Source organism: Desemzia sp. FAM 23989 (genome assembly GCF_045528345.1).
In the GTDB taxonomy this organism is placed as follows: Bacteria; Bacillota; Bacilli; order Lactobacillales; family Carnobacteriaceae; genus Desemzia.
This window is the reverse complement of record NZ_JBGQQT010000003.1, coordinates 117,705-133,151: the sequence shown is the minus strand read 5'-3', so window position 1 is coordinate 133,151 and position 15,447 is coordinate 117,705. Positions and strand designations below refer to the sequence as shown.

Genomic DNA, 15,447 nt, shown 5'->3' with positions numbered 1-15,447 from the left:
CGTTTCCTTAATCTTTCAGAAAAATCTCGACTACAGGAACTAAAACTTCAGGTTTTTCGACAGGCAATTCTAACATGACACTATCCTTATCAATGAGCGTTTCTGTACTTGTAATGACCTCTTCAGGATCAAACTCTCTAAAGAAAACTTCAGAATGATCATGTAAAAATTGTGCGTATTGTACTTTTCCAGCTAATCCTTGTAAATGAATGTGTCTTAATGGCCAAGAATAAATGTGAAGATACAATTTATTAGTTCCGACTTGTGTATATCGGCAGTCTTTTGGAGCTTCAAACGGACTTTGTCCTGCTCCATAGATGGATTTACTGTTTCGTTTCATCCAGTCACCAATATCATTTAATCTGTTTTCTTCTCTTTTATCTAATTCACCTTTCCCATTTGGACCAATATTTAACAAAAAGTTCCCATTATTGGATACTGTTTCAATCAACATTTTTAGCAATATTTCACTGCTTTTCCAATCTTTCGCGTCACGATCGTAACCCCAGGTTGGTTTCATCGCTTGACAAGCTTCCCAAATGACTGGTTGCCCATCCTTTTCAAGTGGCTGAACGGGTTGGTATTGCTCAGGTGTTACAACACCTAAACCTAAGTCTAATCGATCATTAACTAGAATATCTGGTTGTAATTTTGTCACTACATCTAAAATTTCTTTTGATTTCCATGCGTTTTTGCCTTTTCCTTTGGACCATCCCCAATCACGATGGCCATATGAAAAATCAAACCAGAGATAATCTACTTTTCCATAGTTTGTCAATAATTCTGTTACTTGTTTTTTTAAAAACTCTAAATAAATATCCATTTTTCGAGTGTTGTTTGATTTTCTATATTCTTCATCTTCTCTTTGTGGATGAAGACCATCTATTGTAAAGTCTTCGTGATGCCAATCGATTAAAGAATGATATAAACCAATCTTGATATCTTCAGCACGAAATGCTTCTACGAATTCTCGTACTAAATCCCTTTTAAATGAAGTATTTGTAATTTTATAATCTGAATATTCCGTATCCCACAAGGCAAATCCTTCATGGTGTTTAGTCGTAAGTATTGCATATTTCATACCCGTTCCTTTTGCTGCTTTAGCTAATGCCTTCATATCCATTAATTCTGGATTAAAATGTTCAAAATAGTGATAATAATCTTCTGGAGAAATTTGTTCTGTGGTCATTAGCCATTCATGGCGTGCAGCTAGACTGAACAAGCCAAAATGAATAAACATTCCAAATCGATCGTGTAAAAACCACTCTGAATTTCCTAATTCATTGTTCCAATTTGCATATTTCATCTTCTTCCCTCTAATCTAAAAATAATGTGTCAGTCATTATCGTTTCTTCAATTTTCCATTCTTCATTTTCTTTTATCACCGTATGATTTGCTTCTGCTATATGGTCTCTATACTGTTCTGCTCCGTCTACTGAATCCACCATAACTGCCTGTTGTTCCGTTTTAACCAACATGCGGTTTTCTTCTTGGTCCAGTATTTCTACACTTAAAACCGTGTGTTCCAAGTCATAGGATTCAAAAAATGGAAAAAGTTCTTCTTCCGTCTCTTCTCGTGCGGAGGAAATGAGAGTGGACAGGTACCCTTCCATATCTTCTTCTTGAGCGTAATGTAAATTATCTTGAATAACTTGAACTACTTCCTGCGCATCCTCAGTATTATCGTATTCACCTTCGAGAGAGTAACTAACCGTTTTCGGGTCTTGATATACTGCTACCGAATTACATCCAGTTAAAAAAATTCCAGCTATAACTAATAAAAGTACTTTTTTCATTCTTTTCCTCCGCCTTTCTATCCACTTTAAATCTAACACTTCACTTATTTACTAAACATCAGATAATTTACTTGGTGTCACCATGTCTTTATATAATCCTCTTCCTAAAGTTCCTTCCCCGAGATAATAAGGATTAGAGAATGGTAATTTATTTTCTTTTAATTCGGAAATTTCATCCAATTTCCCATTTAAATAATCAGTTACTCGGTCAACAGCTGTACTCATTCTAGAAATTGTCCCTCCATAACGAATATCTAGAACTTCCCATCCGAATGGCTTATTGTATTCCATCCATACATTTCGGTGTGCTATACGAAGCTCATTAAGTGAACGTTGAAGAGCCTTCATTTGTTCTACTTCATTTTTCAATGCATCCTTATTATCTGTATCATACGCAGTTTTTAAACGAATTCCTAATTCAGCTTTTACACTTAAAACCACGGCTAATGTATGATAGAACTCAAATAATGGAGTCAAATCATTTTCTTTAGAGACTAATTCTTTTAACTGAATCGACAAGTTTTGGTAGTGTTCGCCTAAGCCAAGCCCTGCAACAGTTTGATCATACAGCCCTAATAATGGATCTTGCCATAATAAAAACTTCGATGCAGCCGAGGTATTTAAATTATTTTCCATAACGCCTGGAGTTTCATCAAAATCATTTAATAACATAAACTTTTTTAAAGAATATCCTGTATTGTATTGGAACTCTTCTCTCATTTGAGCTTCACCTACTTCATCTCGATAAGATAAATCAGCGAATAGTTGTAACCCAGGCAGTGCAGATAAAATTGGTGTTTCTCCACCATCATCACCCCATAACGTAGCAAATACTTCTCTAATACCATTCTTTTTAGCACTAGCTAACCCTGCTTTTGTTGTTTCAAATGATTTCCCATAGTTTGGAGCGATTCCATTCCAAGTCCATACTCCACCTGCAAATATAACTTTTTTCTTCATTTCTTTATGCTTTCCTAACAAAATGTCATATGTTTTTTCATCTTCATGGTAGTAATCCCACAAAACCATATCTACGTCTGGAATATCGTTAATAACTTCTTCAGGAATATCACTTTCTAAATCATAATAATCTCCAGTTTTTGAACCAAAACGATAATACATGTCGCTCCAAATCATTGCTTCTAAGCCATGTTTTTTAGTAATAGCAATAACTTTTTCTAAATGTTCATTCATGATGGTAAAGCTGTCTCGTATACCATTTTTTGAGCGATAAACACCTGTTCCCAATCCAAATGCTTCATCCATTCCGATATGGATATGATTTGATCTAAACGGTTTAGTAGCCGATTGAATCAAGTTTTCTAAAAACTCATATGTTTTTGTTTCACCAACAAGAACAACATCTGATGTATCTTTGATTCCATTTGCATATTCATATTTTAAAGCATTGAAAAGATGTCCTAATGTTTGAATACATGGAACCATCTCTATACCCAATTCAAAAGCGTAATCATCCATCTCTTTCATTTCTTCATGTGTATATCTTCCTCGTAAGTAACCGAAGTAAGGGTACTCTTTTACTTCGTATGTATCTTCTGTATACAGCATAACTAAATTTAGACCGAGTTTAGCCATGTAATTCAATACTAGTTTCATTCCACTAACACTTACAACGGCATTTCTTGATGCATCTACCATTACGCCTGTTTTATCAAAGCAATCCTTTTCTTGAACTGAGAAAGTGGTATTCTTTTTATATTGATAAAGCCATAAGTTTAATAACCTGAAAAAAGAATTTTTAGAAGTGTACTCAATAATTCCTTTTTGACCGTCATAACTAATGGATAGTTTGTCTTTCACTAAACTTTTTTGAATTTCAAGTGGAATTCCTGCCTCGCTTTCTTCAAACTTATATTCATGAGACAGTAACTTCAACCCAGCTTCCAGATCTTGCAAATCACCAATAAGATGTAATTTTAGCATACTATATTTTCCTCCTATTTTTTTCATGTTTAAGCTCACTTTTTAGTTTAAAGGAGTTTGAAAGCCTTTTCAATACAACTGCAATAAATACACACTGAACGTTATATACACATTTTCCTTTTGCTTAACTGCTAGTCATAGGCTTTTACGAGTACTTTCCCTATATCTCATTGTTTAAAAACTCTGCAAAAAAATAAGAAGGTCTCTATATAAAAAATAGACCTTCTATGATATACCTTTAATACTATTTCATTGAAGTAACTTTCTGCAGCGTATTATAAAGTCTCCACTGTTCTTCTCCATCTTGTCCTTCTTTCTCTGAAAATGAAATAAAGCGATCAAATGCTTCTTCATTCCATGAATGCCAAGAAGTAACTAGTCTACCAAAAAACTGATTAGAAGCTTTCACTTCTTTCGCAGCAGTATTTGCTTCATTAAATAGTTGTTCAGCAACATCTTGTTTGAACCAACATGATGGCATTACAGAAAATCCATGTTCCATGAAATATTTTGGTGTTGGAAATCCATTTTCGCGTTCATCATAATGCCAATCTAACAGAATTATATCTTTTGGTATGTTTTCGATTGCATGGAAAGTACCAAATGTGTCCCCTTCCCAATTATCATAGCCAAATAATTCTGCATCAATTAATCTATCTCCCCACATCATAACTGTTACTCCACATTCTTTATTCAAATGGGAATACATATCATTTACAGCTTTAGTAAATAGTTCTGCGCGGTTTCCACCATTACATCGCTCGCATTGATCACTCGCTATTTCATATACTTCATCCATTCCAATATGGAAATAATTTGCAGAAAATCCATTGATCAGTTCATCCATCAAATCAAAAACGATTTCATTTACATTTGGATGTTGAGGACACCAACTGCGGCAAAAAATTTCCGGCCATTCAGCATCCAACGGAATGTTAGGCGTTTCATCAAATTCAGGATAAGCTGTTAGTAACGCACTTCTACTTCCTCCCCAACCTTGATGTCCTAAACTTTGCATCAATGGCACAATCTCTATACCTAAATTTCTTGAAAATGCTGATAAGTTAGCAGCATCATCTGTTGTTAATGCGTTTTTCCCACCATCGATTTCGGGGTGACTTTTAAAAACAAATGATTTATCAATTTCTAGAATAAGCATATCTACTCCAGCCGGAGCGAGTACCTTTTCCATCAATATTTTTAATTCTGGAATCAAATTTCTATCTCCAAAACGGAGATGAAAAGCATTATAAGTATGATTAGTCATTTCGTTAGTATACTCCTTCATTTTGTTCTTTCATTCGTAATTTTCTTTAAATTGTAAACTTGGTAGTTTATAGCTTATAATTCCTCCTACTCTAATTTATTTCCTCATACAAAAAAAAGACACCGCTTTCAAAAAGAGTCTCGTTACTATCTTAACATCCAAAAAAATTAATACAATCAATTGTGTTAATTTTTTTCTTATAACCATCACTAGTTTCAATTGATTCCAAGATGTAAAAGTACACTAATCTACTGCAGGAAAATATCTAGACAAGTTAAAAAAAACTTGAAACCCATATAAAAAAGCACCACAACTGTTAAAAACAACATTTGCGGTACTTCTTATTTTTACAGTTGGTTCAACGCTTCTTCAATCGATTGTTCCCCGGTCACTAAGTCAAAAGCTTTGCGGTAAGTTTTTTCATTGTCTAAACTAGTCACAATCACTTTGGCTACATCTTCGCGAGGAACAGTTTTTTCATCTGATTCAGATATTTCTAAATTCCCTGCAACTTTGATTTTATCTTTAGCGGGTTCATCCAACAATCCACCTGGACGAACGATTGTATACTCTAAGCCGCTTTGTTCCAAGGCCTTGTCTGCATAATGTTTGGCAACGTAATAAGGTCTCATGTCTCTACTCCAACCTTCACGATTGTTGGCTCCAAATGCACTGACCATTACAAATCGGTTAACACCGACATTTTGAGCAGCTTCCATGACTTTTATAGCGCCATCTAAGTCAATCAGTAATGTTTTGTCTGCACCAGTACTGCCGCCTGATCCAGCTGAAAATACCACTGCATCCATCCCTTTAACAGCCTCTTCTAAATCTGTTACAGGTCCTTCTAAATTGCCTAAATAAGCCTCAATACCTTTTTGTTTCAGTTCTTCTACTTGTTCTTCTTTACGTACAAAGGCTGTGACGGAATGAGTATCACTTTCTTCCAGCATATTTACCACTTGACGTCCTATTTTTCCATTTGCTCCGACTACTAATACTTTCATTCATACTTTCCCCTTTCATTTCTATCTCTGATTTAACCATAACATACAAATTAAAGAGCGCAAAAAGAGGAGGCTTGCATAGAATCAAGCCTCCTAAAAAGTATATTTATTTACTCATAAAATGAATCGGGATTTTTTTGCCATTCTTCTTTGATATCCAGTTTGCCTTGAGCCAGTTTTAATTTGGCTGGCGTAACGTCGTTTCCTAGGATATCCACTACCGTGCTGCTCAAAAGCAATTCTTTAGAGGAGCCCCTGATAACAGTCAAATACTGCTCTCTTAAAGTGGCTTGCTCTATTCTTTCATCTTTAGTTAATCCACTTACTCTAGCTTTCTTAGCCAATTCATTAATACGAGGCAATACTCTAATCATTATTTTGGCTCCTTTCTTAATGTGTAAAATTTTAGTTTTAAAGAAGGACTTCTTATTTAACTTAGCATATCATTTTACTTACTAAAAGTAAGTACCTTCCGAATAAAGTCGGCACATCCGTTAAAAATAAAATAACCTTTCAAACTTTTTATCTAGAGCAATACACAATATCAATGCTAACTTTGCAGTCGGATTAAATTGACCGGTTTCAATAGAGCTGATAGTATTTCTGGACACTCCTACGATTTCAGCTAACTCTCTTTGAGACAAACCTTTTTCTTTTCTCGCCTGTTTAATAGTATTTTTTAAAACTAATTCGTCTTTTTCCATAATAACTACTCCAGTTTATATAGTTTGTACGACATACCAAATAAGAAAAGCCAGCCCTACCATTCCAGTGAATAGACTAAAGTATAAATCTCTTTTATCTTTTCTGAGTTTATACCTATAAAATCCTCCTACAGCCATAAATGCAAAAAGGAGTGCCGCAATGTCTCCAAATGGCAAATCATTAAAAATTTGATAGGTCATAAGCAGTATTGCTAAAAAACACATAGCATAAAAACCTTGGTTGTCTGAATAGTCATTATCGTAGTCTTTTCCCTCGTCTTTCTTTTCAGAGCGGTACTTCTCTAATATTTTCTCTTTATCCATTTTCTCTCCTCCATTTTTGCCAAGTTTACTTGTCAAAGTTAATTATACATTTGACAAGTAAACTTGTCAAAATTAAGTTTTACAACGTTAGACATTGGTAAGTAAAAAATACGTTTTTTTAATCTAAACCTTTTAAAAACGCATTTCTAGAAATTTCCGGAAGAATATGATGTTGCTTATAGCCATACAAAGGATGCAAAAAAAAGGAAACACTGCGGGCTTACGTCCAAGTGTATTGCTACAATTGAGCCTTTTTATTGGAGGTTGGACCATATCGTTGAGGTTTTTTTATTATATGGTAGTTAAAGGGTTGGTTTGAACCATATGTGATTAAAGAGTTTGAGGATATGGTCGTTGAGAAGCTGGTTTGGACCATATGCCGTTAACTAATTTAAAGATATGGTGGTTAAGACTTTTTTCGGCTCACTGCGGTCCATTAACTTACCATAAGCAATTCAGTAGGCCGGAGGAAATTTCTTTACTAACGCTAGAAGATGAATATCCCAAAACTATACAAAAAAAACACGTACCCCACTAGCCAAAGCTAGTCGAGTGCGTGCAAGAAAGAAAAGAATTTAAACAGGCAATTAATTATAGTTTAGCTTGCCATTTATTAGCCCAAACATTTTCGTTTGGAGTTCCTTTGAATTCTGATTTACCTTCTAATTTGTCGATGACTTGTTTGATTGTTTCATCGTTATTGTGGTATGCATTCACAAAAGTTTTCACCATTGTTGCATCATGCAAATGAGTCGTGAAGTTTAGAGATACGAATACAGTTGGTACTTCGTATACGAACCAAGGAACTTCATTAGACATTGCTGTACTCCATTGGATACGGTAGTTCTTTTGTGCACCATAACCAACAATATCAGAAACTTCTAAAGCTAAATCAACGTTTTCACGGTATTCTAGCGTTTTACCTTTCACACGTGTAGAACCATCGTTTAACGTTACTTCATATCCACGAGAAGTTAGCTCATCTGTAATTTTTTGAGCGATATCAGATCCGCCTTCGTAGATTCCGCCTTTTTCACCTTCAAGTACATATAAACGAATGCGTTTGTGTGTTTCTGGGCTGATCGGCAAATTGTTTTGAGTATCTTTTACTAAAGTGATTCCTTTATCAGCTGCATCAGCGCGCATTTGTAAATGTTCTTCGCTACCAACAACTTCTAATTCAGATTCATCTTTTAATAAAGTGCCTTCAGCTTGTTTTGTGTGCAAGTTCAATTTAGCTTTCAATCCTAGAACACGTTGTAAAGCATCCGTCATACGTTCTTCAGTGATCACACCGTTTTGGTATCCTTTTAGCATGAATCCAAAGTCTTCATCAATGTCGTTAAAGAATAAGAACATGTCACATCCAGCAGCAATTGCTTTAGGAACATAGTCTTCACGACGCATAGCGGATGTCATACCCAACATGTGAGAAGCATCTGTAATAACCATACCATTGAAACCTAATTTCGTTTTCAATAAGTCTTCGATCAATTCAGGAGCTAATGTTGCAGGTAAGATATCTTTGTCTTCCAATGTTGGATCCAAAGCTTTTTGGTACTCAGGTAAAGCAATGTGTCCAGCCATGATCATTTCAACACCGTTGTCGATGTGGTTGCGGTAAACGCGTCCGAATGAATCTTCCCATTCGTCAACAGATAATTCGTTGACACCTAAAACTAAATGCTGGTCGCGTTCTTCAGTAGCGTCACCAGGCCAGTGTTTGATACATTTGATCACTTCGCTTTGGTCTAATCCTTCAAGATAAGCGTTCGTGTATTTGATCACGTCGTCAGCGTTCGTACCGTAAGCACGAGTGTTAACGATCGTGTTTCTCCAGTTTTTCAAGATATCCACACATGGGTCAAAGTTGACGTTTACTCCCATTGCAGCTTCTTCACGTCCTGAAACGTATCCCGCATTGTATCCCACTGTAGTATCGCCAGAAGCTTCAACTTGTGCTCCAGAAGCAATATACGTACCATCATTAGCAGCTCCGTTACCACCTGCGTCACAGTTAGCAGCTACTAATAAAGGAATTTTCGTATCTTTTTGTAGCGAGTTGATCAATTCTTGAACTTGTTTAGCCGTACCACCTTGGTAACGTGCTCCTCCAATGTGGTATTTTTCTAAGATTTCTTTATTCGTCAACGTGTTCCCGCTGAATTTATCTTCTCCGAAAAAGAATAAGTTCGTGAACAATTGTCCAACTTTTTCTTCGTCTCACATGCCAGCGATTGTGTCGTTTACCCATTTGATTTGTTCTTCGTTTAAGTTGTACGGTTTTGCTGTTAAATCTACTTTCGCCATTTTATTGAATCCTCCTTAAAGTAATTACAGTTTCGGTCAAAACTTTACTTCGAATTAAGAATATTGTTTCAATAACTCATCAAATTCTTGAATAACTGAATCTTGGTATTCGCCTGTATAGGTTTTATTTGTAAAGCGTGGAGCTGCTTCACTTGATAAACGTTTCCAAGAGAAGGATTCTTTTCCAAATAAAATCGGGTAGTACAAGACACTGTTTTTAAGCGCTGCAGAAAGATCTCCAGGAGCATCTTCAACCATTAATACTTCGTCATCTGCGTATCCATTGCATCCAGCATTCTTACTTTATTCCTTACCACCTCTAACTAATATTGTGCTTCTCTTACAAACTCGATTGAACTTATTCAGGTCATTTTAACAATATGCCATCGCTTTCAATTGACTTTTGTAGATTACTTCGCATAAAAAAAGTATCATATTTCAGAATCTAGTTCTACATTATGAAACAGCTTTCGGTTTTACGAAACATTTTGCCGTATTTTTTCATTAATCTCTCATTTTTCAATGTTTTTTCAGCTTTTACAGAGTTCCGATTTCTTTATCCCTATTTTAATTGGTATAGAAAATTTACATATGTTAGCAGTTTGAGAGAGAACGTCTTTTCACTTTATTGTGCTGTTTTGAACAAATTAGCAGAAAATTATTCTAAATTCTGTTAATCGTACTTTACTATCTTGTATAATGGTTTTCTTTAGTTATGTACTATGAATAACAACGTTTTCTCTTGTCCATCTTTTATATTAATTATTTTTTCACAATATAAGACAAGGTTTTTCATCCGAAAAAGTATACAAGAGGTCTAGTTGTATTTATTCTAGTCTGATATTACCTCTTATTGTCACAATTAGTTCAAATGTAGAATTATTCGTTTCAAAATTTACGTTTATTTCTTTCCATCAACTTGTACATTGAAAAGTTATCTCATATAATAAAACTTGTTAAGATTTGGAACCGGTTAAACAGCAACCCATAATTTTTTAAAGGAGTAATAATATGGCTAATAATTCCCCAGGTAAAGTACAAACCATAGATCGAGCTTTATCTATTTTGGAGATTCTTTCCAATTATGACAATTTAAGTCTAATGGAAATAAGTGAAAAAGTGCAGCTGCATAAAGCAACTACACATCGCTTAGTGAACTCTTTACTTGAAAATGGATATATTGAAAAAGATGCAACTACAAAAAAATACCGTATTTCTTTAAAGTTATTTCAATTAGGAAATAGAAGAGTACAAAATATTGATTTTTTAAATGTTGCTAAAAGTATGATTCGTCAGTTATCTCAAGAAATCAACCAAACCGTTCATTTGGTCATTGAGGATGATAACGAAGTATTGTATATAGATAAACACGATTCTCAAGATTCCGAAACTGGGATGCATTCCAGAATTGGAAAAAAAGCACCTATGTATGTCACAGCTGTCGGAAAAGCTATTTTAGCTACTAAAACCAATAGCGCTATTGTTGACTATTGGAATCAAGTTGACATCCAGCCTAAAACTACTCATACCATCACAAATCTTGAAGACTTTTTAGCAGAAATCGATACTGTTCGTCAACAAGGTTACGCGATAGACAATGAAGAAAATGAGTATGGCATCGTTTGTATAGGGGCTTCATTTGCGAGCTACAAGGATTTATCTGCAGGAGCTATCAGCATCTCCTTGCCGCTTTCGGAAGTAAAAAATAAAGATATTTACATCCAAAAAATTGTCGAAACCACTCGTAAGATTTCCAGTTTATTAGGACATTTCTAACGAGAGAAACGTTGTCGTTCACTATAAAAAAGCGGTCAAACCGAGTTGTTTCAATCGGTTTGACCGCTTTTTTTATAAAATACTTAAAATACCCCGCTACTCACTCCAATTTCTTGGACTCCAAAGGGTTCCATCAAGTTCCCCTTCCATTTGCGTTACGCGCAAAGCTTGTTCTTTGATCAATTGTTGAGTCGCAGCAATTAGAGCTTTTTGTTTGTAGTCGCGACTATTTTGAAAAACACGTTCCAACTCTTCCACTATCCACTCATTTTGATCCATACTCTTCTCTCCAATTTATTCGTTTTCTTACCCGTTCATCTCATCTAAAACCATCTTTAAACCATCTATCGTATCCCGATTCTCTTCAATAGCTTCTACCGCGTGTTGTAAAATCACTTCATCACCAGGAGCTAGCGTTTCTTTATCGGTCTTCAACAATTGATCTATCAACCAATTTTCTCTCGTCAGCAAGCTATCATCAGCTGCTCGAGTTAAAAATTGTTGGTATTCGATCAGCAAGGTCATCTTTTGGATTTCTATCATATAAGAAAATTGATAAATCAAAAAGGATTTCAAATAGGACATTCCTGTTTTAACTGCCATGGCTTGAAAAGGTTTCGTCAATTCGTGGATACTGAACGCTTCTCTTCCACCAGCTTGGTATTCAGCTTCTCTTACCCCAATCGACAGCACTAATCCGAACTCTTTCCCTTTTAATTGATGTCCGTTTTTTCCATAAGCAAATCCATCCGTCAATACTTCATCTTGCCATTGCTTCAGCATCGGCGGAGAACTGTACCAGTAGAATGGAAATTGAAATACGATACGGTCATACTCTTTCAGCAACTTCTGTTCAGCAAGCACATCTATCTTTCTATCGGGATAAATTCCTTCTAAATGATGTACTTCTACTGTGTCATTATCTGCAATCGAGCTCAACAAAAATTGCTGGGTTCCCGATTCAGTTATCTCAGGATGCGAAATAATCACCAACGTCTTCATCTGTTTATTATCCCCTCCATGTATTGAATGAATGATGCTACGTGTTTTCAATCTCGTCAAAAAAGTCTACCATATCCTTTTGCACCACAGAAATCAAAGGCAATTTATACACGGGTGTCAATCCAATGCCTAATTTACTCAACATCTCCCCAAATATTCCGGAAATCTGTTTGTAACGACCAATATTCACTACTATAGTTGGCGGTTTTACATTAGTAGCAACTAAAGCTTTAAGAAAAAGGCGCTGAATACGCTCGATTTCATCAAATTCAACCAGTTCACCCAGTACGATCTCGGTGCTTTTGGCATCCACAACCATCAACATGACAGAAAAACGAGGCCGCTCAGTTGCTTCATTTTCTACTGGCAAAGCGACATAATTTAATTCCAATTCCCAAATAGAGCTGCCGATCTTTAAAGATTCTGCCCGTCTCATCTCAAAATCGGTTATTTTAATTTCTTGCTTTTCATACACTTGAACAGCTGTACCTTGTAAAACAGTCAGCGGAACGGAAAATAAATCATCTTTATACTTTCCATTTTTTTGGTATGTACGTAAAAATACCCTCTCTTTATTTTCTTCCGTGTCGTATACATCCAACTTAGAGCGGAAGTCGTGTCCCATCTTCAACAATTTTTCCATTATTTCAATCACAAATGGTATTTCGATTGGATCAACATCGTCAGGATAAAAACCTGGTTTATAATCAATCAACACTGGCCAAGCTTTTTTTCCTCTAAATACAACACCACTGCTTTTTATTCTATCATAATCTTCTTTTTCTAAATCTGAACGATTTTCATACATTAAAGAGATGCCTTTTTGCAGGAGCAAAAAATCTAACGAGGTTTCCAAATCTCTTATTTGAGTCTGCTTTGCCATTTCAAAATAATACCTTAATTCTTCTAAATTACGGTAAAAAAGAAATCCATAATTGCCATCGCTTTTTCCTAAAATAGAGATAAAAACAGGCTCAGTTCTACTTGGAAACTGTAAAGCTAAAATGTCTGTGTCCCAATAATCTTCCCAAAACGCGGCTTGATAGAGGTCTTTAGCTAATTGAAATATTTTGGTCTCCTCTTTCATTTGACACACCCCCTGTAGAACGAAGTTAAATTTCTCGTCACTTTTCTTTATTTGTTGTAAGCTTAATTTATCTTCACTTGTTGCAAGTTTAGCTCTATTTCATTATCTCAATAATTACCTTATCCTACAACTTTATTCTCAAGCTTTTTTGTCAAATCATCTCCAAGTTACTATTTGTCCTTTGCCAAGCAAACGGTTACAATAGAGATGAAATGAACTATATTGAAATGGGAGGAAGAGTCATGAAAAAAATCATTAATGAACCATCCGCAGTCGTCGATGAAATGATCAAAGGGATGGTTTTTGCTTACGACGGATTAATTGAACGTTTACCTGAAACAAACGTGATTCATCGCAAACAGTCTCAAAATGGAAAAGTAGGATTGGTTAGTGGTGGTGGTAGTGGTCACGAACCTTCACACGCTGGTTTCGTAGGCAAAGGTATGTTGTCTGCAGCTGTATGCGGAGAAGTCTTCACCTCTCCTACCCCAGATCAAATTCTAGAAGCCGTTAAAGCCAGTGATGAAGGAAACGGCGTCTTTATGATCGTTAAGAATTACTCGGGCGATATCATGAATTTTGAAATGGCTAAAGACTTGGCAGACATGGAAGACATTCCTGTCGATTTCGTGGTTGTTGATGACGACATTGCAGTTGAAGACAGCACCTACACTGCAGGAAAACGCGGAATCGCAGGTACTGTATTAGTCCATAAAATTCTTGGTGCCGCTGCAGAAGAAGGTGCCTCTCTGACAGAAATCAAATCTTTAGCGGACAAATTAGTTCCCGCTATCAAGTCTATCGGAGTTGCTTTAACACCAGCTACTAACCCAGAAGTAGGTAAACCTGGATTTGATATAGCAGACGATGAGATTGAATTTGGCGTGGGTATTCATGGTGAACCCGGTTACCGCCGAGAAAAACTGCAACCTTCAAAAGACTTGGCAGCTGAATTAGTGAAGCAATTGAAGAAAGAATTCCAATGGTCCGCTGATGAAGAGTATGCTCTGTTGATTAACGGAATGGGTGCTACTCCATTAATGGAACAATTCGTTTTCACAAATGATGTCCATCAATTATTAGAACAAGATGGTTTAAAACTGCCCTTTAAAAAAGTTGGCGATTACATGACTTCTATTGATATGGCTGGACTCTCCGTTACTTTAGTCAAATTAGAAGATACAAAATGGTTAGATTATTTAAACGCACCAGTGACAACGATCGCTTGGTAAGAAAGGAGCTCACAATATGCTTTCAATTGAAAATGTAACTAAATGGATGGATCTATTTATTGAACAACTGCAAGAAAATAAAGTTTATCTAAGTGAACTGGACACCGCAATTGGTGACGGAGATCACGGCAACAATTTAGCTCGCGGGGCTGCTGCATTGAAAGAGAAATTAGCAGATAATGAATATGAAGCTTTAACTGATTTGTTAAAAGACATCGGTATGGTTTTCGTCAGCAAAATCGGCGGAGCTTCAGGTCCTCTATATGGATCTGCTTTTATCAGTATGGCTAAAGCCAGCAAGGACAACGACGAACTAGATTTGGCTGAATTATTGGAAGCCGGTTTAGATGGTATTCAGAAACGAGGCAAAGCTGTCGCTGGAGAAAAAACCATGGTCGACGAATGGATCCCGGTAGTAGACGCTGTCAAAGAAAATTCCTTAACCACCGAAATCATTGAAGAAGCTGCAGCGAAAACAGAACAAATGAAAGCTACTAAAGGCCGGGCCTCTTACCTAGGCGATCGTTCCGTTGGTCATTTAGATCCAGGCGCCATGTCCAGCAGCTATCTTTTCAAAACTATGCTAGAGGCGGGTGTATACAATGGGTAAAGAAATTGGTATTTTATTGGTTTCACACGTTGAAGAAGTGGCGCAAGGCTTAACGAAACTATTAAGCCAAGTAGCAGCTGATGTCACAATCAAACCTGCTGGCGGTACAGAAGATGGCGAAGTGGGAACTAGTTTCGACAAGATTTCTGCAGCTGTGGAAGAATTTGAAGAAGATACGATCATCGCATTTTACGATCTTGGCAGTGCCAAAATGAATCTGGAAATGGCGATTGAAACTTCAGACAAAAATATCACATTATACGATACAGCGTTTATTGAAAGTGCGTATACAGCAGCTTCTCTCTTGCAAGTGGAAGTTCCTCTGGAAGATATCGATAAACAATTAGCTGAATTGAAAGTGAAATAACGCTATAAAGAAATAGGCTAT

At 36.1% G+C, this 15,447-nt stretch carries 16 protein-coding genes and 1 pseudogene; 4 read left to right on the top strand and 13 right to left on the bottom strand.

Annotated features, from left to right (window positions below; genetic code table 11):
* Positions 1-7: 7 nt before the first annotated feature.
* From ACEN36_RS03340 to ACEN36_RS03295, 10 genes and pseudogenes are all read right to left on the bottom strand, one after another.
* Positions 8-1,306 carry an alpha-L-fucosidase gene (locus ACEN36_RS03340; RefSeq protein WP_407125947.1) on the bottom strand — a complete coding sequence of 433 codons (1,299 nt, stop codon included), beginning with the start codon at positions 1,304-1,306 and terminating at the stop codon, positions 8-10.
* Between the two features lie 10 nt (positions 1,307-1,316).
* Entirely contained in the window at positions 1,317-1,796 is a 480-nt protein-coding gene (locus tag ACEN36_RS03335; RefSeq protein WP_407125946.1) for a hypothetical protein, read from the bottom strand.
* 51 nt (positions 1,797-1,847) lie between these two features.
* The gene (locus tag ACEN36_RS03330) at positions 1,848-3,740 is read right to left on the bottom strand and encodes a beta-N-acetylhexosaminidase (protein WP_407125945.1); all 1,893 of its coding nucleotides are present in this window, start codon (positions 3,738-3,740) and stop codon (positions 1,848-1,850) included.
* A 244-nt stretch (positions 3,741-3,984) separates the two neighbouring features.
* Entirely contained in the window at positions 3,985-5,028 is a 1,044-nt protein-coding gene (locus ACEN36_RS03325; RefSeq protein ID WP_407103052.1) for a family 20 glycosylhydrolase, read from the bottom strand.
* Between the two features lie 326 nt (positions 5,029-5,354).
* The gene (locus ACEN36_RS03320; protein WP_407125944.1) at positions 5,355-6,014 is read right to left on the bottom strand and encodes an SDR family oxidoreductase; all 660 of its coding nucleotides are present in this window, start codon (positions 6,012-6,014) and stop codon (positions 5,355-5,357) included.
* A 110-nt stretch (positions 6,015-6,124) separates the two neighbouring features.
* The gene (locus ACEN36_RS03315) at positions 6,125-6,388 is read right to left on the bottom strand and encodes a DUF896 domain-containing protein (RefSeq protein WP_407102310.1); all 264 of its coding nucleotides are present in this window, start codon (positions 6,386-6,388) and stop codon (positions 6,125-6,127) included.
* A gap of 120 nt (positions 6,389-6,508) precedes the next feature.
* Entirely contained in the window at positions 6,509-6,718 is a 210-nt protein-coding gene (locus tag ACEN36_RS03310) for a helix-turn-helix transcriptional regulator (RefSeq protein ID WP_407102311.1), read from the bottom strand.
* A 15-nt stretch (positions 6,719-6,733) separates the two neighbouring features.
* On the bottom strand, positions 6,734-7,042 hold the full coding sequence (locus tag ACEN36_RS03305) for a DUF6442 family protein (protein WP_407125943.1): 309 nt from the start codon (positions 7,040-7,042) through the stop codon (positions 6,734-6,736).
* A 591-nt stretch (positions 7,043-7,633) separates the two neighbouring features.
* Positions 7,634-9,352: pseudogene (locus tag ACEN36_RS03300) on the bottom strand (glycoside hydrolase family 3 protein).
* A 54-nt stretch (positions 9,353-9,406) separates the two neighbouring features.
* Positions 9,407-9,610 carry a hypothetical protein gene (locus ACEN36_RS03295; RefSeq protein ID WP_407125942.1) on the bottom strand — a complete coding sequence of 68 codons (204 nt, stop codon included), beginning with the start codon at positions 9,608-9,610 and terminating at the stop codon, positions 9,407-9,409.
* A 753-nt stretch (positions 9,611-10,363) separates the two neighbouring features.
* Here ACEN36_RS03295 and ACEN36_RS03290 point away from each other — a divergent pair.
* On the top strand, positions 10,364-11,128 hold the full coding sequence (locus tag ACEN36_RS03290; RefSeq protein ID WP_407125941.1) for an IclR family transcriptional regulator: 765 nt from the start codon (positions 10,364-10,366) through the stop codon (positions 11,126-11,128).
* A 96-nt stretch (positions 11,129-11,224) separates the two neighbouring features.
* Here ACEN36_RS03290 and ACEN36_RS03285 read toward each other — a convergent pair whose 3' ends face one another.
* From ACEN36_RS03285 to ACEN36_RS03275, 3 genes are read right to left on the bottom strand one after another with little or no spacing between them, the layout of a single operon-like run.
* Positions 11,225-11,407: a hypothetical protein gene (locus ACEN36_RS03285; RefSeq protein ID WP_407096419.1), complete on the bottom strand. Its 183-nt coding sequence runs from the start codon at positions 11,405-11,407 to the stop codon at positions 11,225-11,227.
* Positions 11,408-11,434: 27 nt separating this feature from the next.
* The gene (locus tag ACEN36_RS03280; protein WP_407102317.1) at positions 11,435-12,130 is read right to left on the bottom strand and encodes an NAD(P)H-dependent oxidoreductase; all 696 of its coding nucleotides are present in this window, start codon (positions 12,128-12,130) and stop codon (positions 11,435-11,437) included.
* A 37-nt stretch (positions 12,131-12,167) separates the two neighbouring features.
* A complete protein-coding gene (locus ACEN36_RS03275) occupies positions 12,168-13,217 on the bottom strand; it encodes a DUF6930 domain-containing protein (RefSeq protein ID WP_407096417.1) in 1,050 nt (349 codons plus the stop codon).
* Between the two features lie 242 nt (positions 13,218-13,459).
* Here ACEN36_RS03275 and dhaK point away from each other — a divergent pair, with 242 nt between their 5' ends.
* Genes dhaK through dhaM form a run of 3 tightly spaced genes read left to right on the top strand, consistent with a single transcriptional unit; the run spans position 13,460 to position 15,426 of the window.
* Entirely contained in the window at positions 13,460-14,449 is a 990-nt protein-coding gene (gene dhaK, locus ACEN36_RS03270; protein WP_407096416.1) for a dihydroxyacetone kinase subunit DhaK, read from the top strand.
* Between the two features lie 16 nt (positions 14,450-14,465).
* On the top strand, positions 14,466-15,059 hold the full coding sequence (dhaL, locus tag ACEN36_RS03265) for a dihydroxyacetone kinase subunit DhaL (RefSeq protein WP_407125940.1): 594 nt from the start codon (positions 14,466-14,468) through the stop codon (positions 15,057-15,059).
* On the top strand, positions 15,052-15,426 hold the full coding sequence (gene dhaM, locus ACEN36_RS03260) for a dihydroxyacetone kinase phosphoryl donor subunit DhaM (RefSeq protein WP_407096414.1): 375 nt from the start codon (positions 15,052-15,054) through the stop codon (positions 15,424-15,426). The genes dhaL and dhaM overlap by 8 nt, the downstream gene beginning before the upstream one ends.
* The last annotated feature ends 21 nt before the right edge of the window (positions 15,427-15,447 follow it).

Excerpts from the sequence above, each read along its gene's own strand:
- dhaK (WP_407096416.1), top strand. The coding sequence starts at position 13,460 with ATGAAAAAAATCATTAATGAACCATCCGCAGTCGTCGATGAAATGATC.
- ACEN36_RS03295 (WP_407125942.1), bottom strand. The coding sequence starts at position 9,610 with ATGGTTGAAGATGCTCCTGGAGATCTTTCTGCAGCGCTTAAAAACAGT.
- ACEN36_RS03290 (WP_407125941.1), top strand. The coding sequence starts at position 10,364 with ATGGCTAATAATTCCCCAGGTAAAGTACAAACCATAGATCGAGCTTTA.
- ACEN36_RS03335 (WP_407125946.1), bottom strand. The coding sequence starts at position 1,796 with ATGAAAAAAGTACTTTTATTAGTTATAGCTGGAATTTTTTTAACTGGA.
- dhaM (WP_407096414.1), top strand. The coding sequence starts at position 15,052 with ATGGGTAAAGAAATTGGTATTTTATTGGTTTCACACGTTGAAGAAGTG.
- dhaL (WP_407125940.1), top strand. The coding sequence starts at position 14,466 with ATGCTTTCAATTGAAAATGTAACTAAATGGATGGATCTATTTATTGAA.
- ACEN36_RS03315 (WP_407102310.1), bottom strand. The coding sequence starts at position 6,388 with ATGATTAGAGTATTGCCTCGTATTAATGAATTGGCTAAGAAAGCTAGA.
- ACEN36_RS03285 (WP_407096419.1), bottom strand. The coding sequence starts at position 11,407 with ATGGATCAAAATGAGTGGATAGTGGAAGAGTTGGAACGTGTTTTTCAA.
- ACEN36_RS03275 (WP_407096417.1), bottom strand. The coding sequence starts at position 13,217 with ATGAAAGAGGAGACCAAAATATTTCAATTAGCTAAAGACCTCTATCAA.
- ACEN36_RS03280 (WP_407102317.1), bottom strand. The coding sequence starts at position 12,130 with ATGAAGACGTTGGTGATTATTTCGCATCCTGAGATAACTGAATCGGGA.
- ACEN36_RS03320 (WP_407125944.1), bottom strand. The coding sequence starts at position 6,014 with ATGAAAGTATTAGTAGTCGGAGCAAATGGAAAAATAGGACGTCAAGTG.
- ACEN36_RS03340 (WP_407125947.1), bottom strand. The coding sequence starts at position 1,306 with ATGAAATATGCAAATTGGAACAATGAATTAGGAAATTCAGAGTGGTTT.
- ACEN36_RS03305 (WP_407125943.1), bottom strand. The coding sequence starts at position 7,042 with ATGGATAAAGAGAAAATATTAGAGAAGTACCGCTCTGAAAAGAAAGAC.
- ACEN36_RS03310 (WP_407102311.1), bottom strand. The coding sequence starts at position 6,718 with ATGGAAAAAGACGAATTAGTTTTAAAAAATACTATTAAACAGGCGAGA.
- ACEN36_RS03325 (WP_407103052.1), bottom strand. The coding sequence starts at position 5,028 with ATGAAGGAGTATACTAACGAAATGACTAATCATACTTATAATGCTTTT.
- ACEN36_RS03330 (WP_407125945.1), bottom strand. The coding sequence starts at position 3,740 with ATGCTAAAATTACATCTTATTGGTGATTTGCAAGATCTGGAAGCTGGG.